Here is a 26,407-nt window from a genome sequence, read left to right on the forward strand (position 1 = left end):
TTTTTTATTTAAGTATTAATTAGAGTGGATTTTTTCTTTATACAAGAATTTGCCAAAATCTATTAGACTTTTCAAAGGTGTTGTATCTATTAAATCAAAACTTGCTTGAACTGATTTTTCTATAAAAATATCTGTCTTTTCAAAAGAGGTTGAGGTATCGTCTATCCAAAATTTAATAGTAACTAATAACTGAAACCAAGCAGACTCTTTAACTCCTCTATTCTTAATCTTTACAAGTTTTTCTTGCTTAAGATCTACAGTTTTGATGTCTAATAACTCAATATAATTTGTAAAACTTTTCTTTAGATGAGATAATGTTTTTAGAGACTTCAGTTGATTTTTTTCCGAACCTAAAGCATGGATAACGTAGCTTCTATTTGCTGTTAGTACCTCAAAAAAAGTAAAATAGAAACTCAATAGTTTATTGCGAGCATCAAAAGATTGATAGTCATCGCTTTTATGAAGCACTTCTAAAGTATTATCGAAAAACACCTTAAAAATCGATTGCTCAAGTAATTCAAAAGAATTAAAAAACTCATAGAACTTTTGCTCTTCAAAATTATTGTCTTTTGCAAATGCATATACCGATTTTGGTTTGTGATTATGAGTTAAAACATAATCCATATAATATGAAATGATATCAGCCTGTCTTATATTTTTCTTTTTTGCCATTGTAATTGATTTACAGGACAAATATAAGAATTGTTTAACTATATGTAATTATAGTTAAACAAACTTTAACACCAAATTCAGAAATACTTCCTTTTTACAATTCGTTTTGGGGTAAATAGTATTTTTTGCGAAGCCAAAAAGCCACTCTAACTAAGAGAATTAGTGCAGGTACTTCAACCAAAGGGCCTATAACACCAGCAAATGCTTGTCCAGAATTTAAACCAAAAACTGCTATGGCTACAGCAATTGCCAACTCAAAGTTATTGCCAGCTGCGGTAAAAGCTATAGCTGCATTTTTATCATAAGTTGCGCCCATGGCCTTGCTAACAAAGAAGCCAATAACAAACATTATAGCAAAATAAATTAATAGTGGAACAGCTATGATGAGGACATCCATTGGTATTTCCACGATAAGTTCACCTTTTAAAGAAAACATAACAACAATTGTAAACAATAGAGCAATTAAGGTTAAAGGCGATATCATGGGAATAAACTTTTTTGTGTACCAGTCTTCACCTTTTAGTTTTACCAAAATTAAACGCGATAAAATGCCAAGTAAGAAAGGTATACCTAAATAAATAGCAACACTTTCTGCAATAGTAGCAATTGATATATCTACAATAGCTCCTTCAAATCCAAAATAGGGTGGAAGCACGGTAATAAACAAATAAGCATAAAAACTATAAGCAAATACCTGAAAAATACTATTTAAAGCTACAAGTCCTGCTCCATATTCGCTACTACCTTCCGCTAAATCGTTCCAAACTAAAACCATTGCAATACAACGTGCTAAACCAATGAGAATTAGACCAACCATATATTCTGGGTAATCTTGTAGAAAGGTTATTGCTAAAATGAACATTAAAACAGGACCAATAATCCAGTTTAAAACTAAAGATATAGACAAGATTTTGGTGTCCTTAAAAACCTTAGGTAACAATGCATAATTGACTTTTGCTAATGGTGGATACATCATTAAAATTAAGCCAATAGCAATAGGAATATTAGTTGTGCCACTACTATATGAATCTAAGAATTTTGGAAAGGAAGGTATAAAATAGCCAATGCCAACTCCAATAGCCATGGCTATAAATATCCATAAAGTGAGGTAACTGTCTAAAAAACTGAGCTTCTTCTTAACTTTTGTCATTACAATTATTTATTAAGACTAGAAAAAACATACTTTAATTCAGTAGCAATTTGTAGGCTACGTTCTTTGTATTTCTCTGCTTGTTGCGGAGTATTATCAAAAGCTTTTGGATCTTCAAAAGTCACTGGAATTCGTTGTTCTGCACCAGCAATAAATGGACAACCTTTATCTGCGCTAGAGCAGGTCATGATGGCTGCGAAATTCGACGCTGGATTAAATTCGGCATCAAAAGTTTTTGAAAAACCAATAATGGGATGATCAGTTTCTGAATACTTTATAGCGTAAACAGGATTAGATTCAGTTGATAATTTCTTAATTTTAAATCCAGAGTTTTCTAAAGCTTCAGCTGCAGATGGAAACAGGGCAGTTGCTTCGGTTCCGCCAGAATAACAAAACACATTTTTTATGCTAAAATAACTAGCCATTGTCTGTGCCCAAACCTGAGATAAATGGCTTCTTCGCGAATTGTGGGTACAAATAAAATTGAGATTTATGATTTGATCTTGCTCTGTTTTTTCTTTAACAAAATCGATTAAGGGTTCAAGAATAGTTTTGCGTTCGTCTGAAATTAAATTGATATCTAAATCTTTGATTTGAGATACTATTTGAGGATATATCATAAATTTACTTTGTTTTATTAAGGTTAACAACAACCAGAGTCTGGTGTGCAGCAAGATGCATTTTGAAGTTCCGAAAGTTTAACTCTAGGTTTTTCTTGTGGTACACCACAATTATCTTTGGCTAAACAATCGGTTTGTTTTATTGTTAGTAGAAAGTTGGTGCCATCAAAATCTAACCCAAACTTGCCAATGGTATCACTTTGATATTCCACTTCAATCTCTAAATCTCCGATGTTTAGTACCTTTTCAGATAATTCGATAATGCTTAGTAGTTTTTCAGGATGTAGCCTGTGATCATAATCATTTGCTTCCCAAAGTTGAAAATTAGCAACTTCTTCTTGTCTTATCGTTCCGCCACAATCGATAAAGTGTTTTGAGATTTTCCCAACTTCTGTAACATGGAAGTGATTAGGCACTAAAGTTCCATTTGGTAATTGAAACGCTATGGTTTTTAACTGATTTAATTTTGTTTTAATTTCTGAAAGTTTCATATGTTTTTATTTTTTAACAACATGTTATTTTTATTCGATTACTACTCCATAGTTGTTTTCCGACTTCGAAATTTAATAGGAGATGAATCAGTCCCAATATAATTCCACCAGGCAATATATTTATAGCAATTAGCTGAACGGTTTCAAAATTGCTACGTATCATAAAATCAGTAGAGTAGAAGATACCATTGTTTGTTATTTCTATTCTTGCTGCAACTATTAAAATGATGGCAGCAAAATGAAAACTATTGGCAAAGATATGTAGGATGTATTCCCATTGAGGTAAACCATTCATAAAGCTTCTGCTTTCTTTTTCTGAATAGGCGTCTATTCCCAAGACTATAAGGTCGGATAATACAAGTACAAGACCTATCCAGAATCCAATAATACTTGTGTCTACGAATAATAAATAGACTATAATAGGAAATAATAATGCTCTTACTGTATGAGTTTTGTGCTCAAACAAGCTTTCGTCTCTATTAAAAAGTTCGTATTTCCATAAGTGTAAATATGCACCATCGTAAGTTGCCAATATCATAAAGACCATAAGGCAGATTATTGATAAGAAGAATAAAATTTCCATAGTTTTATTTTATTTGTAGTTATAGTTATTCTTTTTCTAGCAACAGTTCATATTTATATCCTGATCTAGAAATTCCGATATTACTATTTTCATTTTAGTCCAGTTGACTTCATCAATACAATAGCAAACACTAGTACCTTCAATATTTCCTTTTATGAGACCTATGTTTTTTAGTTCTTTTAGATGTTGAGAAATTGTGGGTTGAGCTAAACCAATTTTGTCCACTAGATCACCACAAATACAAGAATTTGTCTTAAATAAATATTGAAGTATCGCAACTCTTGCAGGATGTCCAAACACTTTTGCAATGTTAGAAATCTCATTTTGTTGATCTGTAAATATTTCACTCTTAGTTAATCCCATTGCTTATATATCATTATATTGCAATATTACGATTAATAGTTGAATTCAGCTTATTATTTTCTCATAAATTTCTGTTTTCTTCTTTTAAGGATTCCTTAACATATATGACTTTTGTTAAATTGTAACTTTACGACACTTTAAAAACAATCACTAACACCATACAAAATGAAGAAATTAGTACTTTTTGCGTTCGCGTTAACATTAATGTTTTCTGTAAATGCCCAATTAGAAACACCACAACCTAGTCCATTTAGTAAAGTGGAGCAGAAGGTAGGTTTAACAGATGTTACTATCGAATATTCTCGACCTGGAGTAAAAGGAAGAAAGATATTTGGTGAATTAGAACCATATGGAACGGTTTGGAGAACTGGAGCAAATGCTAACACGACAATAGAATTTAGTGACGACATTGTTATTGCTAATGATACTCTAAAAGCAGGTAAATATGCAATGTTTACCAAGTTAGAAGAGAAAACTTGGGAAGTAATGTTCTATACAGATACCAATAATTGGGGAACGCCTAGAGAGTGGGATGACAGCAAAGTTGCGGCGTCTATAAAAGTTGATGTGATGGAAATTCCATTTAGTGTAGAGACTTTTACTATAGACATTAATAACATTACTAATAATGGTGGAACTATTGACATGATATGGGAAAAAAGTTATGTAGCGATTCCATTTTCTGTTCCTACCGATGCTAAAGTATCTGCAGATATTGATAAAATGATGGCTGGTCCTGGCGCTAATGATTATTACTCTGCAGCTGTATATTATTTATCGGCAAATAAAGAATTAGATAAAGCCATGAAATGGATTGATAAGGCTGTTGAGATGACTAAAGAGCAACCGCGTTTTTGGTATTTAAGACAACAATCCTTAATCCATGCTGCTAATGGTGACAAGAAAGGTGCTATTGCTGCTGCAAAGAAATCTTTGGAAGGTGCTAAGAAAGCTAAAAATAATGGTTATATAAAAATGAATGAAGATTCTTTAAAAGAATGGGGAGCTATGTAAATTATAGAAGAGATTCTAAATAATAGAAATTAGATAAAGCGCAACTCATTGAGTTGCGCTTTCTTGTTATAAATTGAAATCTAGTTGTGAGTAGAGCACCTCAACCTGTCTATTGGTTTTAATTTTACTTTGAGAGATTGCTCAATACTAATTATTGTTTTTTGGTGATCGTGAATGTTAAGCATTTGCAACGTCTTGCTGCCTAGGAATAACATTGCGACTTATGTGTATTGTAAACCAATTAGTTCTCTAACTTGATCTAATTTGGATATCAATTCTCTACTGCGCTCAAAAGTCATAAGATCACTTTCTGTCTTGCCATTTCTAATTAATTGATTAAAATGTTCAATCTCGTAATTGTAGCCAATGGTTTTATAATCGAAAGTTTTTAATTCTGAATGACCATGTTTATCAATTAGTGTAACTGTTGAGGGTTCGTGAAAACGACCATTGATTTTGATTGTACCTTTTTCGCAAGTGAAGACAGCTTCGGTTTTTGTTTCTTTTAAAAGCGTGCTTTTTAAAACAGCTTGACAACAATCATAATGGAATATCATTTTACATTCTGAATCCGCTCCAGTGTCAAAAAAACGAGCGTTAGCTTCAATAGAATTGGGTTGTCCTAAAGTCCATAAAGCTGCAAATATCGGGTAAATTCCAATATCTAATAAACTGCCTCCGCCAACGGATTTGTCAAATAACCTAGAATTCTGGTCGTATTGAGGATGAAAACCAAAATCAGCTTCAAGTTTTAAAACATTTCCGAAATGGCTTTGATCAATTAAATCTTGTACATATTGAAAATGAGGTAAAAAAGCAGTCCAAAGGGCTTCCATCAAAAGCGTGTTGTTTTGTTTTGAGCTTTCAATCATTTCATTCACCTCTCCTAAATTCATAGCGAATGGCTTTTCGCATAGAACAGGTTTTTTATGGTTTAAGCATAATAATGTATGCGTTTTATGAAAACTGTGAGGAGTAGCAATATAAATAGCATCAATATTTGGGTCATCTACAAGTTCTTCATAATTACCATAAGCTACATTGGTATGAAATTGTAACCCAAATTCTTTTGCTTTATCTAAATCTCTGGAGGCAATAGCATATAGTTTTGCATCAGCCATTTCATTTAAATCTGTAGCGAAAGTAGCTGCGATTTTACCAGCGCCAATAATTCCCCAATTAATAATTTTAGAATTCACTACACTATCTTTTTAGGTAATAAGAATTGTAGAACATGCGCGATAAATATTACGACAACACAACCGAAAAGGTTTAGCCATAAATATGGCATCCAATCAAACCACCAGCCAACAACTACAATGGCTTGTGTGATGAGTGCTCCTACAAATACAGCATTACCTTTAATATATTTAAAGAAGAAGGCTAATAAAAATATGCCTAATACATTGCCATAAAATATTGAACCAATAATGTTTACTAACTGAATAAGATTCTCTGCTAAATCTGCAAAACAAGCAATGATGATAGCTACAATTCCCCAACCAAATGTAAACCATTTAGTCATTTTTACCATATGCGCTTCGCCTTTGTCTTCTTTAAGATTTCTGCCATATAAATCAATTGATGTAATGGTTGCTAAAGCATTTATCTCGGAAGCTGTTGAAGACATGGCAGCCGAAAGTATCACAGCCAAAAGTAAACCTATTAGTCCAGTAGGTAAGTGGTTTAGTATAAATCGAATGAACATATAATCTCTGTCATTGGTCTGCGTGTCTTTTGCTGAATCTTTATAAAGTGCAGTTAATTCCGCTGACTTTGCGATATAAGCTTCACTTTTTATATTGGACTTTAAAGCTTCTAGTTCTTTTTGAAGTGAATTGTATTCTGAAGTATATTCAGCATCTACTGCTTTTTTAATTAAGAATTTTGATTCTAATCGATATGATTTTTCAATGCTATCTAATACGAAAAGTTGTTGTTTAGTAGTTGGATTTTCATTCTTAGAATAGGCTAAACTATAGGTCTGTTTATCTGAAAATAAAGCCTTTTGTTTTTCTTGAAGCGCTCTATAATCATCACCATATTCTGAAGCTAAAACGGTTTGTGTTGAAGCATCAATAAAATTTAGTGGAGCCGGATTAAATTGATAAAACACAAACACCATTACACCAACAAGTAAAATGAAGAACTGCATTGGCACTTTTAATAAACCATTAAAAAGCAAACCCATTTGCATTTCTTTCATGGATTTACCAGAAAGGTAACGTTGCACCTGGCTTTGATCAGTGCCGAAATACGATAGCATTAAAAATGTACCGCCAATAAGCCCAGTCCAAACAGTATATCTATTTTCTAAGTCGAAGGAGAAATCTAAGACTTCCATTTTGCCAGTTGCACCAGCAATATCTATGGCATCCTTAAAAGAAACTTCATCCGGAATTAAATTAATAATGATAAATAAGGCAGCCAGCATACCAGCGAAAATCACAAACATCTGCTGTTTCTGAGTTACAGTAACAGCTTTAGTTCCGCCAGAAACGGTGTAGATAATGACTAAGACTCCAATGACAATATTGAGCGTTACAATATTCCAGCCTAAGACAACCGAAAGAATAATAGCTGGAGCAAAAATGGTAATTCCTGCTGCTAATCCACGTTGAATTAAAAAGAGAATGGCTGTTAGACTTCGTGTTTTAAGATCGAAACGATTTTCTAAAAATTCGTATGCTGTATAAACCTTAAGCCGATGATATAGCGGAATAAATACCAAACATATTATCACCATCGCAATTGGAAGTCCAAAATAAAATTGAACAAATCCCATGCCATCGGAAAATGCTTGGCCAGTTGTAGAAAGGAAAGTGATTGCACTGGCTTGGGTTGCCATTACAGATAGACCTATCGTCCACCATTTTGAAGTATTACCTCCTTTTATGTAATCTTGCGCATTCTTTTGACCTCTGGTTTTCCAAGTTCCATAGCCTACAATTGTGGCTAAGGTGACTATTAAAACGGTCCAGTCAATCCAATCTAATGTTTGCATGTATTTATGCGAATGATGCGGTTATAAAGTAGAATAAAACAATATAAAGTGCATTAGCTATTAAAACTGCAGTGTACATTTTACTCCATTTTTGTTTTGGCTGAGGCTGATTTTGGTCATTCATAATTTAAATTAGTTGTTAGTTGTTAGTTGTTAGTTGTTAGTTGTTAGTTGTTAGTTGTTAGTTGTTAGTTGTATTGGATGTGATTTTTGGTTGCTAGGCATCAATTTTTTAGTGGTATTTTATCTTCTTTGCCTGCCGAAAGCAAGTTAGCAAAGAGTCTGTAAGCACCAGAAACTCCTGCCGGAAATTCTCTAAAAAAACTGAGGCCTGTGTAAATATAGTTGCCTTTCCCGTATTTTGCAACTAGCAAGGCACCTTCTTTTGAACTTTCTCCTTTGTCGTTAGAAGCGAGTAGTGGTGTAAACTCATCTGACCATTGATTTGGAAAGTACAAACCACGTTCTTGTACCCAACCTTCAAAATCTTGGATGGTGATTTTATTCGGGAAATTAAGAATTGGATGATTTGGTTCTAAAATCCTGACTAAAGCGTTTTCATCTGTGACTCTATCTCGAGATAATTGCAAATCGTAAGGTGCTAAATTATCCACTTTTAAGCGTCTACTTGTATTATATTGAATCACTAAATTCCCACCTTCTTTGACATAATCTAATAAGAATTTTTGTTTGAATTTTAATTCATCAACAATATTATATGCTCTAATCCCAACGACTATGGCATCGAAATTTGATAAATTTTCAGGTGAAATTTGTTCGGGTTTAATGATGGTGACGTTATAACCTATTTGACGCAAACTTTCAGGAACCACATCTCCAGCTCCTTCAACATAACCTATATTATTTCCACGCTTTTCAATATCTAACCGTACCACTTTGCTTACACTTGGCATTAAAACCGTTTGAAACGGAATGTGTGTATAATCAATTTCAATCAACTCATCCGTGTAAAACTCTCCATTTACATTTACCATTGGAGTAATGAGACCTTCACTTTTACCTATTGGTGGAATCACAGTAAAAACTACTTTTTGAATGTCTCCTTTGTTGGCAATTTCAATTTTTTGTTTTTGAGGAAAGACCTTCCAATCGTTAGGATAAGCCATTTGAACAAAGCCGTCAATATCATCACGCCCAGCTTTTACTGTAATCTCAATTTCTTTTTGGTGATTGTTTTCAAATATGAAAACCTTATCACTTATACTTGCTGAAACTTCAGGAATAATTTCAAACGGTCTGTATAATTCACCTTTATCTGGTTTAGAATAGCGATAGATAACAGGCTTAGTGATAGTTATTGGTGTGTCTTCAATCATTAAATTAAAATCTACAAAAACAGCTCTTGGTGTTTCAGGTAAACCTATAAGCTCTTTTTCTTCAACATGGTACATGCCAAGTGTGCTTTTGGTATTTAGCCAATATGGAGCCGTGTATGCCATATTATTTGGAATAGAAATGCCTTCCTCAAAATTCAAACGTTGATTTTCTGGCAATTCCATTAGCTTTGAAATACCATTTTGAAGTGTAGATAAGTTATAAGATACCAAACTCATTTTGGCATTACTACGATTTAAAACTTCCATTTGAAGTGACACATCCGAATTTGGAGAAGCATTAGGGCTACTTGCTGAAACTTCTAAATATAAACCAGCACAAGCTTCGATGATGACTTTTAATTCTTTGGTTTTTATAACTTTCCAATGTTTATCTTTTATATTTTGAAGCAATCTATAGGCCTCTAAAAGTTTTGGTAAATGTGAAACAGGATTAACAAAATTAAAATTGCTTTCAATTGTATTAAGAATATTTCCAATACCTTCTCCACCTTCAATGCGATTCCAAGAGGTGTCAATTCCTGCGAATACGTCGTTACTCTCATCTAAAGGTTCACCTTTTAAAAATTCAATATATTCTTGTTGATTGCCGCGAGTAGATTGACGACCAAATCCTTGAGATAAATGCTGACTACTAGCTAATGATGCAATTTCATTGTTAGACATGCCCTTATTTGGATAGTAGACTCCAATATCAAAACTGAGCATATTACTCTTGTCTAATTTATCAAATTCTTCTCTACTTCCATAGCGCCACCATGAGGTATTGTAGAATAAACGTTTTGGTTGCCAAGTCTCAGTTAGCTCTAATTGCGAAGGATATTTTGAAGCATCATTTGCGATATCAAAAGCTTCCATGCTCAGCATTGCTGAACTTGTATGGTGACCATGTGTGCGACCAGCTCTTCTGTGGTCGAAACGGTTAATAATAATGTCTGGTTTAAATTCTCGGATAGCCCAAACAACATCAGAAAGGACTTCGTCTTTATTCCAGATTTCTAAGGTTTCGTCTGGATGCTTTGAATACCCAAAATCATTGGCTCTAGTAAATCGTTGTTCACCACCATCAATGCGTCTTGCTGCTAATAACTCTTGGGTTCTAATAATTCCCAGAAGCTCTCTTATTTCTGGACCAATTAGATTCTGTCCTCCATCTCCACGTGTTAATGATAAGTAAGCTGTACGCGCTTTAACTTCATTAGACATGTAAGAGATTAATCGCGTATTCTCATCATCTGGATGTGCAGCAATATACAGTACAGAGCCTAAAACATTTAGTTTTTGAATGGCTTCGTGAATTTCGGACGAATTAAATTTTTTGGGTTGTTGTGCTTGTAGGGAAACCAAGGTGCTTATAAAAAGCAAAAGGCAGATTCTAATCTGGTGCATGTGGTTATTAGTTAGTTGCTTTCCAAATATAAGAAAGTTACTAAGTAAAGCCTTTGGTTTTAGATTTATTTAACTGTTTATTAAGCTCTATTGTTCGTTTTCTAATTCGTACAAATCTTTCTTAGTAAATTGTCTGAAAGAAAATTTATAACCTTCATATGCAGCAATAGCATAAAAAATTAAATCCATAGGACTTGCTATTTCAGACATAATGCTAAAAATCTGAGAATAGTCGAATCTAAATAAGGTTTCAAAATAATTTAATTGTGCTTCATTAGCTATGAATCCGATAATACTTAATGCATCACCAAGGACACAACTAATGATTGCTATTATTGCTCCGCAAACTCCATATACCGGGTCGATTCCTTTACCGAAAAAGCGCATTCCCAAACCAACTGCAGCTCCAATAGCAATAGCAACTAATCCTATTTTCATATTTGTAGCAACTGTAATTGCTGCCCAAGCCATAGCAGCCAAAATACCAATACACATCCCAGCAAAAATTGCAGCTGGCAAACTTTGTTCTGATTTTAGTTTTTCTAGTGTTTCATTAGAAATTTGAGCTGTTATTTCTGAGCCTTCCATTTCAATATCATCATCCATTTTTGCTACTGCAACTTCATCTAATTTAAAGGATTCACATTCTCCTTCAAAATCGGCAATTCTGCCTGTCAGCTTACAAACAAGACCTACTTTTAAGTCCATATCTCTGTTAGTACATGTTTTGCAGAATTTAAGATGTTCTTGTCTAGTCATAGGGAAATATTGATTCAATTGGCAAGTATAAGAATTTACAATCGAAAATAGAATTTTATAATGAAGTTCATTAAAAACACTTATCAATAGTTTTTGATATTGTTGAGTAAGAATTTATTGAGAATTAATCTGACTTATTTTTAGAAGGTTGGTTAGTTTTATAAGTTTTTTTAACGCCCTTGTTATTTAATCCACAACTTCAATGCTATCGCAAGTTTCTAAAAACAGGAATCCTTTATCCGTTTTCTTAAAGCATTTGTCAAAGGGTTTATCTTCAAACCAGTCTTTGCTGCAACTTTGGGTATGTAAATGATTTCCGTTTAAATCCCTACTCTCTTTTTGACGTTCATAATGCTTAAAAATTGGAATTAGGCCATTTTCTAAACGTTGCACTACAGAACGATGAATTTTATATTTTCCTTTGTTATATTGTGATATATATTTGTAGTATTTATAGATATGACGATTACGTCTCTTAAATGCTGGCCCATAATCAATTTCTGCATCGTGAATTTTGCCGTTAGTATTGGTTTCATCAACGATTAGATCATTATTAAATAGATTATATTTTAATAAGTTAGTCATCATCCACTTTAATGGAATTTTAGCTAAATCGTCATCCATTTCACCTGTTTCATTTTTATAGCCACCTCCTACATCGGAGTGCGCTCCAGCAAACCAAACTTCATTAACAAAATCGTCTAAAGTTCTATCCTTACAATCTGATATGCACGAACATGATGCTAGTACAGGCGTGAAGATCCGTGCTCTATTATCATCGATAGAGACAGCATGATTCACTTTTTTGACATTACAAAATTGCTCTAAATGGTTTTTGTTTGGACAACAAGGATTAAAGCTATTATCTGGTGCACCGAGCGCTTCAACAGTATCAAAAAGATTTAAGGTTTCTATTTGAATATTAAAACGACGCTTAATTTTAATATTTAGTTTCTTTTCCCATTTAGCAATAATGATATCAATATCTTGTTTGCGCTCCTTAGCGGTTCTTTTACTGAGATACGTTTTGTATAGCTTCCTTACGAGTTTACGCTGTAGTTTTTCATTTTTAATATTATCCAAATCTAAAAGTCCTGCTGTGTAAATAAGATTTGTTAAAATCTTACAGGTATATGCTCCACGACTAAATCCAAAAAGATGAATTCGGTCATTACGAGTTTTACTGTAATTCTGACAAATAAAACGATATGTATGTTGTACGTCTTTAGAGAGGCCAACTCCTAAAAACTGCCCAAAACTTTTAGCATCTGGACCAGCTCCAACTCCAACAGTATAAAACGATAATAGATTTTTTCGCTGTTTTAGATTTTGATTGAGCTTATATATATTGCTACTATCTGAAGGTTTAAAGGCTGTTCCATCTATAAAAATGGCTATATCTTTTGCTTCTTTATAAGGATCTGGAATATTGATTTCTGGTGGAATAGCTTTACATGAGGATAGTAAAACTAATATGCATATTATACCAAACTTTATTTTCAGTTTTTTTACAACCACTTCTTACGCTTAAAATAAAATAGTAAACCGACAAAAATAATAACCATAACTCCAAGAAGCACAAAATAACCATAGCGATATTTTAACTCTGGGATGTATTCAAAATTCATTCCGTAGATGCCAGCGAGAAAGGTTAGAGGTATAAAAATGGAAGCCATAATGGTGAGAACTTTCATCACTTCGTTCATCTTATTGCTGATAGTTGTCATGTACATATCCATTAAACTCCAGATCATTTCACGATAAATATCTATATTTTCTGACACTTGAATTAAGTGATCGTAAATATCTCTATAATAGGTTATTGTGCGTTTGTAAATTAGCGGATGCTCACCTTTTTCTATACGATTAATAATCTCACGAAGCGGGAAAATAGCACGACGAACTTTTAAGATTTCACGTTTTAATTGTTGCACTTCCACATTAATATTTTCTCTGGCATGTCCTTCAAATAACTCGGTTTCTAAATCCTCAATTTTATTGCCTAAGATTTCAATAATGCTAAAGTAATTATCTACAACAGCGTCAATGAGTGCATACATTAAGTAGTCGGATTTGAGACCTCTAATTCTGCCATTTGCCAATCGAAGACGCTCTCTTATTGTGCCAAAAACATCACCTTCGGACTCTTGAAATGTGATTACATAATTTTTACCTAAAACAAAACTAACTTGTTCAATAACTATATTTTCATCATTATCGTAGTATAGCATTTTTAGTACTACAAAAAGATAATCTTCATACTCATCAATTTTTGGTCGCTGTGTGGTATTAACTATATCTTCTAATACTAATGGATGGAGATTATATTGCTTTCCAATATTTTCTATTTGGTCAGTATACTTTAGACCATCAACATTAATCCATGTTACTGAGTCTGTCTCTTTGTAGTTAGCAGTGTCTTCTATATTTAAGATAACCGATTCCTCTATATTGTCTTTAGTATAGTCAAAACATTCAACGTGAAAATCTTTATCAGACTTTTTCCCAGTGTATATTAGAGCACCAGGGATTTGACCTATTTGTTTCTTATAATCTTCGGTACGCTTTTTTGCTCTTTTTTTTACCATAACTTATAGAATACTACTATCATCTAAAGCATCTTTCTCCATTAAAGTTACAGCTTTTTGTAAAATTAGATTATTGGGATATGTAACTAAATCACCACTGTCTTCTCTTAAAATAAGTTGAAATGCTCTGATATCTTCTATAATGGCTTCTACGGGATAATCCTTATCATGAATCTTAATTTTATCACCTACTTTATATGGAAATGAAAAGAACATTATAACACCAGAAGTTACATTACTTAGAATTGACCAAATAGCAAATAGGGCAATTCCGATAACGGCAAAAACAGACGAAAAGACTACTGTAATATCAGAAGGTTGTGCACCAAGAATAAAAGCTTCGATAAGCAGCGCGATTAGAACTAAAGTTACTGTGACATAACGTCCAATGAGGCTTGCTCTAGCCTCAGTAGTTCCACTTTTTTTGCCTATTTTTTTTACAGAAACTACTATGATTGCTCTAATGATTCCTAATACGAATAATAAAACAGCACTATAAATAATTTCTTCTTTATATAAATAATAAAACTCACTCATGCTAAGTCGATTAATGCTTAACAAATATAGTTTAGATTCTTTTAAGTCTATTGTAATTTTAAAGTTTCTCGTAGACCTTCATCTGTATTATTATTTTTACTCCAATATGCAGATTTAATAGACTCTAGTTTAGTTGCTTTAGTAGTAAGTGTTTTAGTAGAGGCTCCAAAACCACTTGGAGTAATTTCTTCCCAACCTAAAATATCAAAAGGAAAATTTGGGTTAAAATTAATTTTTAATGTTCGGTTGAGCTCCGGATAAAATAGGGTATATACATCATTTTTTAGAGAGGCATCGGCATTAAATGCCTTAGCAGGTTGGTGTCTAAGCCTTAGGAATTCTAGTGATGGAATAATTTTTATTGATCCAACAGGAAGACTTTTTGGATCTACACGTAGTTTTACCCAAAGTTCGTTTTCAGTCCAGTTTTTTTCAAGCTTGAAAGATTGATCTGCTTCACTCTGAAAATAAGAATGTGACATGATTTCAAATTCAGCTCGATTATTAAGTTGTGTGTAAACATGTCCACACCATTCTTGTATAGAAGCAGAAATTTTTATGGCGTGTTTATTATTAGAAACAGGATAAAACGTACTTTGCATTATCGAATATGGATAGATACCAGTATTAAAATTCTTGGTAGCATTTAGTTTTAAAATAGGTGTATTCTTTTTACTATAATTATCTGCTTTAACCTGAATTTTTGGTAAAAAATCTTCAGTCACAAAAACTAAAACCGCCTTACCATCTCGTATTTCACCATAACGCGCTTGTTCTAATTTGTATGAAGTGATTTCGGCTTCTCCATTATACCAATAATCATTAAATTCTTTTGATAATATAGTTTTTGGTGCTAAAACTTCAGTTTCTGGTTCTGATATAGCTAGAGTTTTTAAGGTTCTTATTTTATTGTCTTTACAGGAATTTAAGACTAAAACTAATATTACTAATGTGAGAAATTGTGTTGACTTCATAAATTAAATTTTAATATTCTGAAATATTGGAACTAGCTACGCAAAAGGAAGTTCAGAATAAACAAAACTACAATTCTATGCAGTTTCAGCAATGGTATTTAACGTTTCGTAAAGTAGGTGAGTAGGTAAGCCGACAACGTTATTGTAGGAGCCTTCAATATTTGTAATACCAATAGCACCTATCCATTCCTGGATGCCATATGCACCAGCTTTATCTAGTGGTTTATAGTTGTTAACATAATACCAGATTTCGTCATCTGTTAATGCTTTAAACGTTACTTCGGTAGTTGTATTGACAATTTTTTGTTTGCTGTTATAAGAGAGACATATTGAAGTCACTACCTGATGTGTTGTATTAGATAGGCTTTTGATCATACGGAAAGCATCATCTTCATTTTTTGGTTTACCGATGGCTTTTTCGTTATGCCAAACTATGGTGTCACTAGTTATAAGAATATCGTTATTCTGTAGAGAATTTGTGAAGGGTTCAGCTTTTAGTTTTGCCAGAAAATCTGTAATCTCACTTCCTGTTAAATGCTCTGGATATATTTCTTCAACAGGTTGAAGTTGAATTTCAAAATCAATATCCATTACGTTTAAAAACGTATGACGACGAGGTGAAGCTGAAGCTAAAATGATATTGAAACTGTTGAGTTTATCGTTTAGCATATTACTTTAAAATGAAATTATAAAGTAATAAAGATAACATACCAGTTAGCATTACGAGTTTCAGCATTAAGCTGATATGTTTGTACTGAGATTTTTGTTCTGCCGCAAACAACTTTATACTAATGTAAATTAATGGTGCAATTACCAAAACCAAAAAATACCCAACAACCAATTGTTGCTTAAATAAATAGGTGATTACATAGTAAATAATCGAAAAAACAGGAATTAAAGACAGTGCAAATACTATTTTATTTGCGCGTTCCCTACCCAATAGAATTGGAAGTGTTTGTATTTCTGCTTTATGGTCTCCATCAATATCTTCAATATCTTTTACCATTTCTCTAATGAGATTAATCATAAATGAAAAAATGGCATAATCTCTAATTATATTTAGAAAAGTAGTCTGTACTGCTTTATTGTTCATGTTCATTGCAGGTATCAATTCAAAAATACCAACAAGCAAAACACTTAAAGCCACTACAATTGAAACTATAATATTACCAACAACTGCCATTTGTTTTAGGGAAGAAGAATAAATGTAGAGTAGTGCTGAAGCAATAAAAAAGATAGCGAAAAATCCTGGTCTTCCAATTTGATATGATAAATAAAATCCCAAACCAACACCGATTATATTCAGTACCATAAATACGGTGGTCGCATTTTTTTCTGTGATGTGTTTGTCTACAATACGTTTATTTGGCTTGTTGATTTTGTCAGTTTCTATATCATAAACATCATTGATAGCATAACCACCTGCAGCAATGCAAAGTGTGGCTATGACCAAAAGGAAAAAGTTGAAGTCGCTTAAAGTGATTTGTACACCGTGGCTTTCTTGAAAAGGTACTAAAAGTGCATATCGTACTAAATATTGCATCAGAGCAATCATTAACAAATTTTTCCAACGGATTAAATTTAAAAAGTGAATCATTTTAGGGATTAGTGTGATAGGATTTGATTAATTAAGTAGTAAACAACAAGTGCAATAATAACAAAAACAATACTACTAATAATTGTTGTTTTTTTTAAAAGCTGTCGCTCTTGTCTTCTTATTTTGTCTTTTATTTTTTGTTTATCTTCTTTGGTTAGGTCTTTGTGTAGAAAATGCATTTTGTAATGCAGATGTGCTTCAAGATCTAGCTTTTCTTTGTATCTAGAAAAAGGTGTTGATGATTTCTGATTAAAAGTTGCCTGGTTATTACCAAAACCAATATACCCAAACCCTGTGCTATGTCTTCTAGTTTTGCGAGCCATTTTACTTAATCGTATTTAGCGTCAAAATTACCATTCCATTTACCTTGTACCTTCAGCACTTGCTCAATAACGTCTCTTACAGCTCCTTTTCCGCCATTTTTATGAGAAACATATTTTGAAATTGCTTTTATTTCTGCTACAGCATCTTGTGGACAACATGGTAAGCCAGCTAATTTCATGGCAGGAAAATCGGGAATATCATCTCCCATATATAACACATTAGGTTTTGTGATATTGTGTTTATTTAAGTAAGTATTCAGTTGATCGATTTTATTATGAGCTCCTAAAAAGATGTCTTTAATTCCAAGACCAGCTAAGCGTTTGCGAACACCTTCATTAGAGCCACCAGAAATAATACAGACATTAAACCCAGCATCTACAGCAGTTTTTAGAGCAAAACCATCTTTAATGTTCATGGTTCTCAGCATTTCTCCATCAGTAGTTACTGTAATTGTACCATCTGTAAGCACACCATCTACATCGAAAATAAATGTGGTGATATTGGCTAAATATTCTTTGTAACTTTTATCGTTGTCCATGTGTCTTTTTTATTGAAGACGTTAACAATTTATAAATTGCTTCGTGTTCTTCATTTTCAATCAACTTTAATTGCTTTTTGATTGTTTTTTTATCGTTTCGTTTTGCTGGTCCTGTTTGCGCCATATAAGGCGTTATAGTTTGAACCTTTTTTGCTGTTTCTGTAATTAATGGTTTTAAAAGATTAAAATTTATGCTTTTAGACTCACAAATCTCATGACCAATTCTATATAATTGATTGGTAAAGTTATTTACAAAAACAGCAGCTAAATGCAGTGTTCGTCTTTGTTCAGTTGTTATTTTATGAGATTCACAACCAACGGCTTTCGCTAAATCTTTTAAAAGTTGAAGGTTTTGTTTTTCGTATACTTCTATACAAATAGGAATATCAGTAAAATCAATATCGGCATCTTTAGAAAATGTTTGCAGAGGATAAAATACAGCAATCTGATTTTTTTTATCTAAATCGTGCATGGAAACACTGCCCGACGTATGAGCAACCAACCGATTTGTAAATGGTAAATCTTGAGATAATTTTTCGATGCTATCATCGCTAACAGCCAAAATATAAATATCCGCTTCTTTGAGTTGACTTAAATCATTGGTTATACTAACGTTATTGGCATAAGATGAAATAGAAGTAAGCGTTCTATTATACCATTGGTTTATAACAATAGTTTCTGATTTAGAAAATGCTCTATATAAATGTGTGGCAACATTACCAGCTCCAAGAAGGACTACAGATATCATGCTGTAAAAATACTAAGATTTCTTATTTTAAAATAAGAAGTTTTGGATTAAAGCAATAACTTTGGATATATGAAGAAAAAAGACATCAGTAATAGAGAAGACATCTATCTTTTGGTCTCTAAATTCTATGAAAAAGTAAGAAGAGATGAAGTGCTTGGCCCTTTTTTCAACGAAACTATTAAAGATTGGGAAGCACACCTTCAACATCTAACCACCTTTTGGGAATCGAGTCTATTTCTAAAAACAAAATATCACGGCAATCCTTTAGAAGCTCATGTAAAAGTTGATGCAGCGCACAATAATAGTATAACAGAATTGCACTTTGGCTTATGGTTAAACTTATGGTTTCAAACTATAGACGAATTATTTGAAGGTGACTATGCCGAAAACGCCAAGCGAAGAGCTCGTAAAATGGGGACGTTTTTATATCTTAAAATTTTTGAAGCGAGAAACAACAACTAAATAATTATGACATCTATTTTAAAAAAAGTTGGTTATTACTTTTTTGGACTTCTCTGTATTGCCGTTGGTTTGTATCCAATAGTTTATTTTGTAATTGATCGTCATTTTGGATTATTAGGCTCAAAATCAACTGAATTACTCTCTAATATTATTTGGAACGTTGGCTTTTATGGACACATTATTTTTGGAGGATTGGCTTTGCTTATAGGTTGGTTGCAATTTAATAAAACACTAAGGTTAAACAAGCTGCGACTACATAAATTAATCGGTAAGATTTATATGGTTTCCGCATTAATTAGTGGTACTTGTGGATTTTATATTGCGTTTTATGCCACTGGTGGTATAATAAGTAAAATCGGTTTTATGGCGTTGGCAGTTATTTGGTTATACACTACTTTTAAAGGCTATCAGGTCATAAAAAGAGGTGAGGTTAGCAAACACCAATACTTTATGATATTTAGTTATGCGGCATGTTTCTCGGCTGTGACATTACGAATTTGGTTACCTGTTTTAAGTGCCATATTTGGAGCGTTTGTACCAGCATATAGAATTGTTGCATGGTTATGTTGGGTACCAAATATTTGTGTAGCATATTTTATTGTTAAGAATTTGAAGAAGAAGAACCTATCTTTTTAACTTTGCGTCTTTATTGAATCTAAAATTGTAAAGACGAATGAAACTACTTAATGAATTTAAAGAATTTGCGGTAAAAGGTAATATGATGGATATGGCCATTGGTATTATTATTGGCGCTGCATTTAATAAGGTGATTGATGTATTAGCAAAACAAGTTATTTTACCACCATTGTCCTTATTATCTGATGGAGTTAATTTCGAAAACAAAAAGTTTGTCTTAAGAGATGCTATCACAGATACTTCCGGAACAGTGACTACCACAGAAGTTGCTATAGCTTATGGTAAGCTATTCGAAGTTTTTTTAGACTTTATGATTATCGGTTTCACTGTTTTTATTGTTGTAAAAGCTATGAATAGATTACGAAACAAAGCACAAGATTCAAAAGATAAAACCGTTGTAACGCCCAAAGATATAGAGCTCTTATCTGATCTTAAAGATTTAATGGAAGAGCAAAACAAATTGCTTAAAACTAACATATCGAAGTAAGCTTATTATTTGATATAATTTTAACATCTTTTGGAGATAATGAATGCTTATCTAAATCACCAAAAAGCCTTATCTTTGCACGAGCTTAAAATAAGCCTATAGCTATGCAAAAGAAAATCGCTAATTTCCTATTTTCCACCAGACTTACTGCCGTTTTATTTATTGTTTTTGCCGTTGCCATGGCAACAGGAACTCTCCTAGACAGAAACATGGATACTTCACCAACTCCATATACGCGGACACTAATTTATAATGCCTGGTGGTTTGAAACTATCATGGTTATGTTTGTTATCAATTTTATTGGAAACATTGGAAGATACCGTCTGTGGCGAAAAGAAAAATGGGCGACACTTATTCTCCATTTAGCGTGGATATTAATAATTGTTGGTGCTAGTATTACAAGATATATTGGCTATGAAGGCAAGATGTCTATTCCAGAAGGTGAAACCGCAAGTGAGTTTAGATCTCTCAAAACCTATATTAGTGGTCGAATTCTTGGAGACTATGAAATTGGTGGACAACTACAGCAATTTAATATTATGGAGGAGGTTGATTTTTCACCTCGTTTAAATAATGATTTTGACGAAACCTATAAGTATGGTAACTCAATTGTCAATATTAGGCTAAAAAAATTCATTAAAGGAGCAGAGAAGGATATTGTACCTAATGAAAATGGAGAACGTTATTTAAAGCTAGTTGAAGCTGGTAGTGGAACTTCACATAACCACTTTCTAAGAGAAGGACAGGTTTCTAACTTACATAATGTTCTTATTTCTCTAAACAAGTATCAAAAAGGGGCTATAAATATTACGGATACCAATGAAGGACTATTTATAAATTCGCCTTACGAAGGAGAATACATGACGATGGCAACCAGAGCCACAGGTAAAGTAGTAAAAGATAGCTTACAACCTTTAGCTTTACGTTCGCAATATAAAATTGGAAATATGGTATTAGTATTTCCTAAGCCTGTGGTCAAAGGTGTGTTTGATGTTGTGAAAAAACCAAAAATTTTAAAAACTAATGAAGATGGAATTGTCTTAGACATTACTGTAAATGGCGAAACCAAAAGTATGAATATCATTGGTGGTCCAGGTACGCACAACAGAATGGAAGAAATAAATGTTGGTGGTATAGATGTAGCCTTGCAGTATGGTTCAAGATTAGAAAAATTACCATTTGCTGTAAAACTCAATGATTTTATTGGTGAAAAATATCCAGGAACAGAAAACTCATTTTCTTCTTTTGAAAGTAAGGTGACTATTTTAGATAAAGAGACAGGCGATTTTGATTATCGTATTTACATGAACCATGTCCTAGATCATAAAGGTTACCGTTTTTTCCAAGCGAGTTACCATCCGGATGAAAAGGGAACTATTCTTTCGGTAAACCACGACCGCTGGGGAACTTACATCACCTACGCTGGTTATATGCTTTTATATTTTGGTTTAATGGCTATTCTGTTTGCTAAACATACACGTTTTGATGATATACGTAGTCGACTTAATAAACTAAAAAAGAAGAAAGCAAAATTAATGACCATGATTTTGCTTTTAGTGAGTTTTTCAGGATTTTCACAACAACATTCAGTAAACGATGGACACGATCATGCAAATGAATTAAGCAGACCAACTAAAGCACAAATTGATTCTATTCTGAGAGTACATATAACTCCTAAAGAGCACGCTGCCAAGTTTTCAGAAATGGTCATTCAAGATTATGATGGACGTATGAAGCCTATGCATACGTATGCATCTGAAATGCTTCGTAAATTGAGTAAAAGTGATGTTTATGAAGAGTTTAATGCAGCACAGGTTTTTCTGTCAATCCAAGAAAGTCCGTTGCTTTGGTATAACGTACCAATTATCTACTTAAGGAAAAGAAAGGCAGATTCAATAAGAACTATTATTGGAGTAGAGTATGGTGAGGAATATAGTAGGCTTGTAGATTATTTTACACCAAATGGTACATATAAGCTTGCACCATACTTAGAGGAAGCTTACAGAGCAGAGGTGCCTACTGGTTTTCAAAAGGAAGTGAAAGAAGCAGACTCACGTGTTAATTTGCTTTATAATGCTACAGAAGGACGTTCTGTTAAGATTTTTCCTGTTCCAGAGGATGAAAACAATAAATGGATTTCTTCCTTAGAATTTAGAGAAGAAAAATATCGAGATAAGATTAAAGATTCGCTTTATAGTAATTTTATCAATAATGGTTTTACGGCATATTTGGTAACTCTCAATAATGCGAAAGAAACAGGAGACTTTTCAAAAGCAGAAGAATTGTTGTCTGGTATAAAAAAGACACAGCAGAAATTTGGAAGTGAGGTAATGCTTTCTGATGAAAAAATTGAAACAGAAATTCTATACAACGAGTATGATATTTTTAAGCGTTTGTTTAGTTGGTATATGTATGTTGCAACAATCTTATTTGTTTTAATTATTGTCCAGATTTTTAAATATAGAAGTAAAGGACTTAAGACTGCAATAAATATTTTTATCGGGATTATTGTGCTTTTATTTGTGATGCATGTTGCTGGTTTAATTTGGCGTTGGTACCTATCAGGTCATGCACCATGGAGTGATGCCTACGAATCTATGATTTACGTCGCATGGTCTGTGATGTTATTTGGATTATTATTTGGTAGAAAAAGTAATTTAACAATTGCGGCATCTGCGTTTGTTTGTTCAATGATTCTGATGGTTGCGCATTGGAATTGGATGGATCCTGCGATAGGAAATCTTCAGCCCGTGCTCCAGGGCTATTGGTTAATGATTCATGTTTCAGTAATTGTAGCAAGTTATGGACCTTTTGCTATAGGAATGATACTTGGTGTTGTAGCCTTATTATTAATGATTCTGACCAACAAGGAAAATAGAGAACGAATGCTTATTAACATTAAGGAATTAACTATTATTAATGAAATGGCATTGACTGTTGGTTTAGTAATGCTAACCATTGGTAATTTTCTTGGTGGTATGTGGGCAAACGAAAGTTGGGGAAGATATTGGGGTTGGGACCCAAAAGAAACTTGGGCATTAATTAGTATTATGATTTATGCCTTTGTTATTCACATGCGATTAATACCAGGACTTCGAGGACGTTGGTTGTACAATTTTCTGTCTATCATCGCTTTTGGGAGTATATTAATGACTTATTTTGGTGTGAATTTCTATTTATCAGGCTTACATGCTTATGCTAGTGGAGACCAAATATTAAGCTTTCAATTCATAGCAGGTACTTTGGTTGTAGTCGCTCTTTTAGGATTCTTTGCTTACAGAAAGTATAAAGTATATTACAAAAAATAAGTTTTTGCTAATTTAGAATAATACCAAAAAGTATTTTTATTAACTTGAGGCTTTAAACCAATCCTCAAAATGAATTACTTCAAAAAATTAGGAACTGCAAACTTATTGATGTTGATATTGTGTGCAGCTATAATTATTGTCGCAGAGTACTTATTTCTAACCGGAAATCAAGAGCATGGAATATTTGTTGGCCTATGGGCTCCGACATTACTTGGTGTTATGATTTACTTAAAACTTGTAGATCATGGAAGCAAATGATATAGTACTTTGGTTTTCTATAATAGTCATAAGTTTAGTTACACTTTGGGCTATACTTATGATTCGAGCCTACAATCGTGCTGGTAAAAACGAATGATTGATTCATATATCTTGACTTCTTACAAAATAATGCGCATATTTGTGGTATTATGATTGTATAATATACCTACTTCGGAAAAAATTGTCGCTATACATAGTGATGTAAAATGTTAAGTAATTCAATTGCTTAGCTAAGTCATATCTTTTAATTTTCGAGATTATGCAATCCAACAAAATTTCAATAAAACAATTTCTTAGATATTTTAAAATCGCAGTCTCTGGTAAGGAGCAAGACTTTACATCTGGAAGTATACGTCGAGCTGTTTTTATGCTCTCAATTCCGATGATTTTAGAAATGCTCATGGAATCTGTTTTTGCCATAGTAGATATTTTCTATGTTTCTAGAGTGAGTGTAAATGCTGTTGCTACAATCGGTCTCACAGAATCTGTAATAACATTAGTCTACGCTGTAGCTATTGGTTTAAGTATGGCAGCGACAGCTATAGTCGCAAGACGAATAGGTGAAAAAGATAGAGAGGGAGCTTCGCAAGCTGCGGTTCAGGTCATTGGGCTTGGTATATTTATAGCAGCTATGATAAGTGTCATAGGTATTTTATATCCCAAAGAGATATTACAACTAATGGGAGGTGAGTCTGATTTAATTGCTGAGGGCTATGGATATACGCAAGTTCTACTTGGTGGAAATGTTACCATAATGCTGTTGTTCTTAATTAATGCTATTTATAGAGGAGCTGGTGATGCATCTATTGCCATGTGGGCTTTAGTATTATCTAATGGTCTAAATATTGTTTTAGACCCAATGTTTATTTTTGGATTTGGACCAATTCCTGCTTATGGTGTAAAAGGTGCTGCAATTGCCACTACAATTGGAAGAGGCATAGCAGTAGTTTTTCAATTAGCAATTCTTTTCTATGGATGGAGCAAAATTAAAATTGCTTTTAAGGACTTAGTACTCCGAGTTGCAGTAATGATTAATTTAATCAAAGTTTCTCTTGGAGGTATAGGTCAATTTTTAATCGGTACTTCATCTTGGGTATTTTTAATGCGAATTATGAGTGAATTTGGAAGTGAAGTATTGGCTGGATATACCATCGCCATTCGCGTTATTATGTTTACCATGATGCCAGCTTGGGGAATGAGTAACGCTGCTGCTACATTAGTTGGTCAAAATCTAGGGGCACAAGAACCTCAAAGGGCTGAAGATTCTGTCTGGAAGACAGGAAAATATAGTGCAGTTTTTATGGGAATTGTATCTATATTGTATTTGATATTTGCGACACAAATTATTTCATGGTTTACATCTGAATCTGAAGTCATTAAAAATGGAGCTTTATGCCTAAGAATAATAGCTGCAGGTTACATTTTCTACGGTTACGGAATGGTGATTATCAATGCTTTTAATGGTGCAGGTGATACCAAAACACCAACGTATATTAACTTTATTTGCTTCTGGTTATTTCAGCTGCCATTTGCTTACCTGTTGGCATTGACTTTTAATTTTGGACCAATAGGAGTATTTCTTGCCATAACACTTGCTGAGGTGTTAATTACGGTCATTGGAATTATATGGTTTAAAAAGGGGTATTGGAAATCTGTTAAGGTATAATTTATTAGACTTTTCATGATACAATTGAAATCGTATTTTTTAAAGCTAATTTCTGATAATCAACGCTTAAAGAATTTATATGCCGTTTGCCGATGATATGTATAAATTGTTAAAAGTATATGTAAATTAGATTACCCCTTAAAGTTTATTGATTAATAGCAAAATATCTTAATTACCTGAGTTTTGATGAACCTATGTTTTGTCAAGCACATTTTTTGTGTTTAAAGGTTAGGTATAATTGCTGTAAATATGAAATATCTTTATGCTTATTTAATAATATTTGCCACATTATTCAGTGTGCAAAAAACTTCTGCTCAATCAGGGATTTTTGAGAGCTATGCCATATTAGATTCTGGATCAGGTAATGTCTATTATGACCTTCAAGCAACAACAGGAAATATAGATTTTGATAGTGCTAATTTGGGTAATTTTGAATGTGATGGCTCTTTAGTTTTAAATGGTGCTCAAAATAAAATCTACAAATGTGATACAGATAATATCCTAAACGGATTTCTAAATTATCGTATCTATTTAACAACAGATACACCTCCTGCTTTTACAGGAAGTGTTTCTCTGCCTTTTTTAAGTAATGATCCTGCTAGTGGACAATGTAGTCCAGGTGAAACAAATCAAACTTGGGAAGAAGCCTCTGCTAATATTAATGTCATCAGCGGATTACCTTTGGGTACTTATTATATTGAAGTGTACACAACTGCAGATTATGTGTTTACTTCAGGAGGGGGAGGATCTGGAACACATTTTGCTCATAACGGAACTTTAAATTATAAAGCTACATTTTCAGTGGTTGATACCACAGCACCAGTAATTACTTTAACAGGTGCAAACCCACAAGTCTTAGAATCCTGTGGAACATATACAGAATT

27 protein-coding genes are annotated in these 26,407 nt (G+C 33.0%); 8 read left to right on the top strand and 19 right to left on the bottom strand.

The genetic code is table 11. The features are described 5' to 3' along the window. Positions 1–15 precede the first annotated feature (15 nt). The 6 genes from Q0822_RS17925 to Q0822_RS17950 all read right to left on the bottom strand — a co-directional run bounded on the left by Q0822_RS17925 (position 16) and on the right by Q0822_RS17950 (position 3,879). Positions 16–672 (bottom strand): TetR family transcriptional regulator C-terminal domain-containing protein, encoded by a 657-nt coding sequence (locus Q0822_RS17925; protein WP_299126336.1) that lies wholly within the window; start codon positions 670–672, stop codon positions 16–18. A gap of 94 nt (positions 673–766) precedes the next feature. Further along, positions 767–1,822: an ACR3 family arsenite efflux transporter gene (gene arsB, locus Q0822_RS17930; RefSeq protein WP_299126338.1), complete on the bottom strand. Its 1,056-nt coding sequence runs from the start codon at positions 1,820–1,822 to the stop codon at positions 767–769. Positions 1,823–1,827: 5 nt separating this feature from the next. Further along, positions 1,828–2,442: a protein-tyrosine-phosphatase gene (locus Q0822_RS17935; RefSeq protein ID WP_299126339.1), complete on the bottom strand. Its 615-nt coding sequence runs from the start codon at positions 2,440–2,442 to the stop codon at positions 1,828–1,830. Between the two features lie 23 nt (positions 2,443–2,465). Further along, a complete protein-coding gene (locus Q0822_RS17940) occupies positions 2,466–2,933 on the bottom strand; it encodes a DUF6428 family protein (RefSeq protein WP_299126341.1) in 468 nt (155 codons plus the stop codon). Positions 2,934–2,946: 13 nt separating this feature from the next. Then, positions 2,947–3,516 carry a hypothetical protein gene (locus Q0822_RS17945; protein WP_299126342.1) on the bottom strand — a complete coding sequence of 190 codons (570 nt, stop codon included), beginning with the start codon at positions 3,514–3,516 and terminating at the stop codon, positions 2,947–2,949. A 36-nt stretch (positions 3,517–3,552) separates the two neighbouring features. Further along, complete coding sequence (locus Q0822_RS17950) at positions 3,553–3,879, bottom strand: metalloregulator ArsR/SmtB family transcription factor (protein ID WP_299126344.1); 327 nt, start codon at positions 3,877–3,879, stop codon at positions 3,553–3,555. 165 nt (positions 3,880–4,044) lie between these two features. Here Q0822_RS17950 and Q0822_RS17955 point away from each other — a divergent pair, with 165 nt between their 5' ends. Then, a complete protein-coding gene (locus Q0822_RS17955) occupies positions 4,045–4,893 on the top strand; it encodes a DUF2911 domain-containing protein (protein ID WP_299126346.1) in 849 nt (282 codons plus the stop codon). A 221-nt stretch (positions 4,894–5,114) separates the two neighbouring features. On the opposite strand, the gene Q0822_RS17960 is transcribed toward Q0822_RS17955, so the two are convergent. The 13 genes from Q0822_RS17960 to Q0822_RS18020 form a co-directional block, all read right to left on the bottom strand. Beyond that, positions 5,115–6,092: a Gfo/Idh/MocA family oxidoreductase gene (locus tag Q0822_RS17960; protein ID WP_299126348.1), complete on the bottom strand. Its 978-nt coding sequence runs from the start codon at positions 6,090–6,092 to the stop codon at positions 5,115–5,117. After that, positions 6,092–7,897, bottom strand: a complete 1,806-nt coding sequence (locus Q0822_RS17965; RefSeq protein ID WP_299126349.1) for a sodium:solute symporter — start codon at positions 7,895–7,897, stop codon at positions 6,092–6,094. Before Q0822_RS17965 ends, Q0822_RS17960 begins: the two co-directional genes overlap by 1 nt. A gap of 224 nt (positions 7,898–8,121) precedes the next feature. After that, on the bottom strand, positions 8,122–10,641 hold the full coding sequence (locus Q0822_RS17970) for a PIG-L family deacetylase (RefSeq protein WP_299126351.1): 2,520 nt from the start codon (positions 10,639–10,641) through the stop codon (positions 8,122–8,124). Between the two features lie 87 nt (positions 10,642–10,728). Continuing rightward, the gene (locus Q0822_RS17975; RefSeq protein ID WP_299126353.1) at positions 10,729–11,400 is read right to left on the bottom strand and encodes a hypothetical protein; all 672 of its coding nucleotides are present in this window, start codon (positions 11,398–11,400) and stop codon (positions 10,729–10,731) included. 186 nt (positions 11,401–11,586) lie between these two features. Then, positions 11,587–12,918, bottom strand: a complete 1,332-nt coding sequence (locus Q0822_RS17980; protein WP_299126354.1) for a DUF2235 domain-containing protein — start codon at positions 12,916–12,918, stop codon at positions 11,587–11,589. Further along, a complete protein-coding gene (gene corA / locus Q0822_RS17985; RefSeq protein ID WP_299126355.1) occupies positions 12,909–13,988 on the bottom strand; it encodes a magnesium/cobalt transporter CorA in 1,080 nt (359 codons plus the stop codon). The genes Q0822_RS17980 and corA overlap by 10 nt, the downstream gene beginning before the upstream one ends. Positions 13,989–13,991: 3 nt before the next feature. Continuing rightward, positions 13,992–14,525, bottom strand: coding sequence for a mechanosensitive ion channel domain-containing protein (locus tag Q0822_RS17990; protein ID WP_299126356.1), 534 nt, complete (start codon positions 14,523–14,525; stop codon positions 13,992–13,994). A 47-nt stretch (positions 14,526–14,572) separates the two neighbouring features. Then, a complete protein-coding gene (locus Q0822_RS17995; protein WP_299126357.1) occupies positions 14,573–15,499 on the bottom strand; it encodes a septum formation inhibitor Maf in 927 nt (308 codons plus the stop codon). A gap of 75 nt (positions 15,500–15,574) precedes the next feature. After that, positions 15,575–16,168, bottom strand: coding sequence for a Maf-like protein (locus tag Q0822_RS18000; RefSeq protein ID WP_299126358.1), 594 nt, complete (start codon positions 16,166–16,168; stop codon positions 15,575–15,577). Position 16,169: 1 nt separating this feature from the next. Beyond that, on the bottom strand, positions 16,170–17,096 hold the full coding sequence (locus tag Q0822_RS18005) for a geranylgeranylglycerol-phosphate geranylgeranyltransferase (protein WP_299126359.1): 927 nt from the start codon (positions 17,094–17,096) through the stop codon (positions 16,170–16,172). 8 nt (positions 17,097–17,104) lie between these two features. Next, on the bottom strand, positions 17,105–17,419 hold the full coding sequence (locus Q0822_RS18010; RefSeq protein WP_299126360.1) for a hypothetical protein: 315 nt from the start codon (positions 17,417–17,419) through the stop codon (positions 17,105–17,107). Between the two features lie 5 nt (positions 17,420–17,424). Beyond that, complete coding sequence (locus tag Q0822_RS18015) at positions 17,425–17,958, bottom strand: HAD-IIIA family hydrolase (protein WP_299126361.1); 534 nt, start codon at positions 17,956–17,958, stop codon at positions 17,425–17,427. Next, complete coding sequence (locus Q0822_RS18020) at positions 17,945–18,706, bottom strand: DUF2520 domain-containing protein (protein WP_299126362.1); 762 nt, start codon at positions 18,704–18,706, stop codon at positions 17,945–17,947. Before Q0822_RS18020 ends, Q0822_RS18015 begins: the two co-directional genes overlap by 14 nt. A gap of 69 nt (positions 18,707–18,775) precedes the next feature. Between Q0822_RS18020 and Q0822_RS18025 the strand changes: the two genes are divergently transcribed. The 7 genes from Q0822_RS18025 to Q0822_RS18055 form a co-directional block, all read left to right on the top strand. Next, entirely contained in the window at positions 18,776–19,168 is a 393-nt protein-coding gene (locus Q0822_RS18025; protein WP_299126363.1) for a group III truncated hemoglobin, read from the top strand. A 6-nt stretch (positions 19,169–19,174) separates the two neighbouring features. Beyond that, on the top strand, positions 19,175–19,804 hold the full coding sequence (locus Q0822_RS18030; RefSeq protein ID WP_299126364.1) for a DUF2306 domain-containing protein: 630 nt from the start codon (positions 19,175–19,177) through the stop codon (positions 19,802–19,804). A gap of 37 nt (positions 19,805–19,841) precedes the next feature. After that, entirely contained in the window at positions 19,842–20,291 is a 450-nt protein-coding gene (gene mscL / locus Q0822_RS18035; protein ID WP_299126365.1) for a large conductance mechanosensitive channel protein MscL, read from the top strand. A 104-nt stretch (positions 20,292–20,395) separates the two neighbouring features. Further along, positions 20,396–23,599, top strand: coding sequence for a cytochrome c biogenesis protein CcsA (ccsA, locus tag Q0822_RS18040; RefSeq protein ID WP_299126366.1), 3,204 nt, complete (start codon positions 20,396–20,398; stop codon positions 23,597–23,599). A gap of 69 nt (positions 23,600–23,668) precedes the next feature. Further along, on the top strand, positions 23,669–23,857 hold the full coding sequence (locus tag Q0822_RS18045; protein ID WP_299126367.1) for a hypothetical protein: 189 nt from the start codon (positions 23,669–23,671) through the stop codon (positions 23,855–23,857). Positions 23,858–24,116: 259 nt separating this feature from the next. Then, the gene (locus Q0822_RS18050) at positions 24,117–25,523 is read left to right on the top strand and encodes an MATE family efflux transporter (protein WP_299126368.1); all 1,407 of its coding nucleotides are present in this window, start codon (positions 24,117–24,119) and stop codon (positions 25,521–25,523) included. Between the two features lie 249 nt (positions 25,524–25,772). After that, the coding region (locus Q0822_RS18055; RefSeq protein ID WP_299126369.1) for a hypothetical protein at positions 25,773–26,407 on the top strand (635 nt) is incomplete at its 3' end.

Origin of the sequence: uncultured Winogradskyella sp., from assembly GCF_947496485.1 — a bacterium.
Lineage (GTDB): Bacteria > Bacteroidota > Bacteroidia > Flavobacteriales > Flavobacteriaceae > Winogradskyella.

Excerpts from the sequence above, each read along its gene's own strand:
- Q0822_RS17925 (WP_299126336.1), bottom strand. The coding sequence starts at position 672 with ATGGCAAAAAAGAAAAATATAAGACAGGCTGATATCATTTCATATTAT.
- Q0822_RS17955 (WP_299126346.1), top strand. The coding sequence starts at position 4,045 with ATGAAGAAATTAGTACTTTTTGCGTTCGCGTTAACATTAATGTTTTCT.
- Q0822_RS17965 (WP_299126349.1), bottom strand. The coding sequence starts at position 7,897 with ATGCAAACATTAGATTGGATTGACTGGACCGTTTTAATAGTCACCTTA.
- arsB (WP_299126338.1), bottom strand. The coding sequence starts at position 1,822 with ATGACAAAAGTTAAGAAGAAGCTCAGTTTTTTAGACAGTTACCTCACT.
- Q0822_RS18050 (WP_299126368.1), top strand. The coding sequence starts at position 24,117 with ATGCAATCCAACAAAATTTCAATAAAACAATTTCTTAGATATTTTAAA.
- Q0822_RS17940 (WP_299126341.1), bottom strand. The coding sequence starts at position 2,933 with ATGAAACTTTCAGAAATTAAAACAAAATTAAATCAGTTAAAAACCATA.
- ccsA (WP_299126366.1), top strand. The coding sequence starts at position 20,396 with ATGCAAAAGAAAATCGCTAATTTCCTATTTTCCACCAGACTTACTGCC.
- Q0822_RS18005 (WP_299126359.1), bottom strand. The coding sequence starts at position 17,096 with ATGATTCACTTTTTAAATTTAATCCGTTGGAAAAATTTGTTAATGATT.
- Q0822_RS17935 (WP_299126339.1), bottom strand. The coding sequence starts at position 2,442 with ATGATATATCCTCAAATAGTATCTCAAATCAAAGATTTAGATATCAAT.
- Q0822_RS18045 (WP_299126367.1), top strand. The coding sequence starts at position 23,669 with ATGAATTACTTCAAAAAATTAGGAACTGCAAACTTATTGATGTTGATA.
- Q0822_RS17990 (WP_299126356.1), bottom strand. The coding sequence starts at position 14,525 with ATGAGTGAGTTTTATTATTTATATAAAGAAGAAATTATTTATAGTGCT.
- Q0822_RS18030 (WP_299126364.1), top strand. The coding sequence starts at position 19,175 with ATGACATCTATTTTAAAAAAAGTTGGTTATTACTTTTTTGGACTTCTC.
- Q0822_RS17970 (WP_299126351.1), bottom strand. The coding sequence starts at position 10,641 with ATGCACCAGATTAGAATCTGCCTTTTGCTTTTTATAAGCACCTTGGTT.
- Q0822_RS17950 (WP_299126344.1), bottom strand. The coding sequence starts at position 3,879 with ATGGGATTAACTAAGAGTGAAATATTTACAGATCAACAAAATGAGATT.
- corA (WP_299126355.1), bottom strand. The coding sequence starts at position 13,988 with ATGGTAAAAAAAAGAGCAAAAAAGCGTACCGAAGATTATAAGAAACAA.
- Q0822_RS17995 (WP_299126357.1), bottom strand. The coding sequence starts at position 15,499 with ATGAAGTCAACACAATTTCTCACATTAGTAATATTAGTTTTAGTCTTA.
- Q0822_RS18000 (WP_299126358.1), bottom strand. The coding sequence starts at position 16,168 with ATGCTAAACGATAAACTCAACAGTTTCAATATCATTTTAGCTTCAGCT.
- mscL (WP_299126365.1), top strand. The coding sequence starts at position 19,842 with ATGAAACTACTTAATGAATTTAAAGAATTTGCGGTAAAAGGTAATATG.
- Q0822_RS17945 (WP_299126342.1), bottom strand. The coding sequence starts at position 3,516 with ATGGAAATTTTATTCTTCTTATCAATAATCTGCCTTATGGTCTTTATG.
- Q0822_RS18025 (WP_299126363.1), top strand. The coding sequence starts at position 18,776 with ATGAAGAAAAAAGACATCAGTAATAGAGAAGACATCTATCTTTTGGTC.
- Q0822_RS18010 (WP_299126360.1), bottom strand. The coding sequence starts at position 17,419 with ATGGCTCGCAAAACTAGAAGACATAGCACAGGGTTTGGGTATATTGGT.
- Q0822_RS17975 (WP_299126353.1), bottom strand. The coding sequence starts at position 11,400 with ATGACTAGACAAGAACATCTTAAATTCTGCAAAACATGTACTAACAGA.
- Q0822_RS18020 (WP_299126362.1), bottom strand. The coding sequence starts at position 18,706 with ATGATATCTGTAGTCCTTCTTGGAGCTGGTAATGTTGCCACACATTTA.
- Q0822_RS18015 (WP_299126361.1), bottom strand. The coding sequence starts at position 17,958 with ATGGACAACGATAAAAGTTACAAAGAATATTTAGCCAATATCACCACA.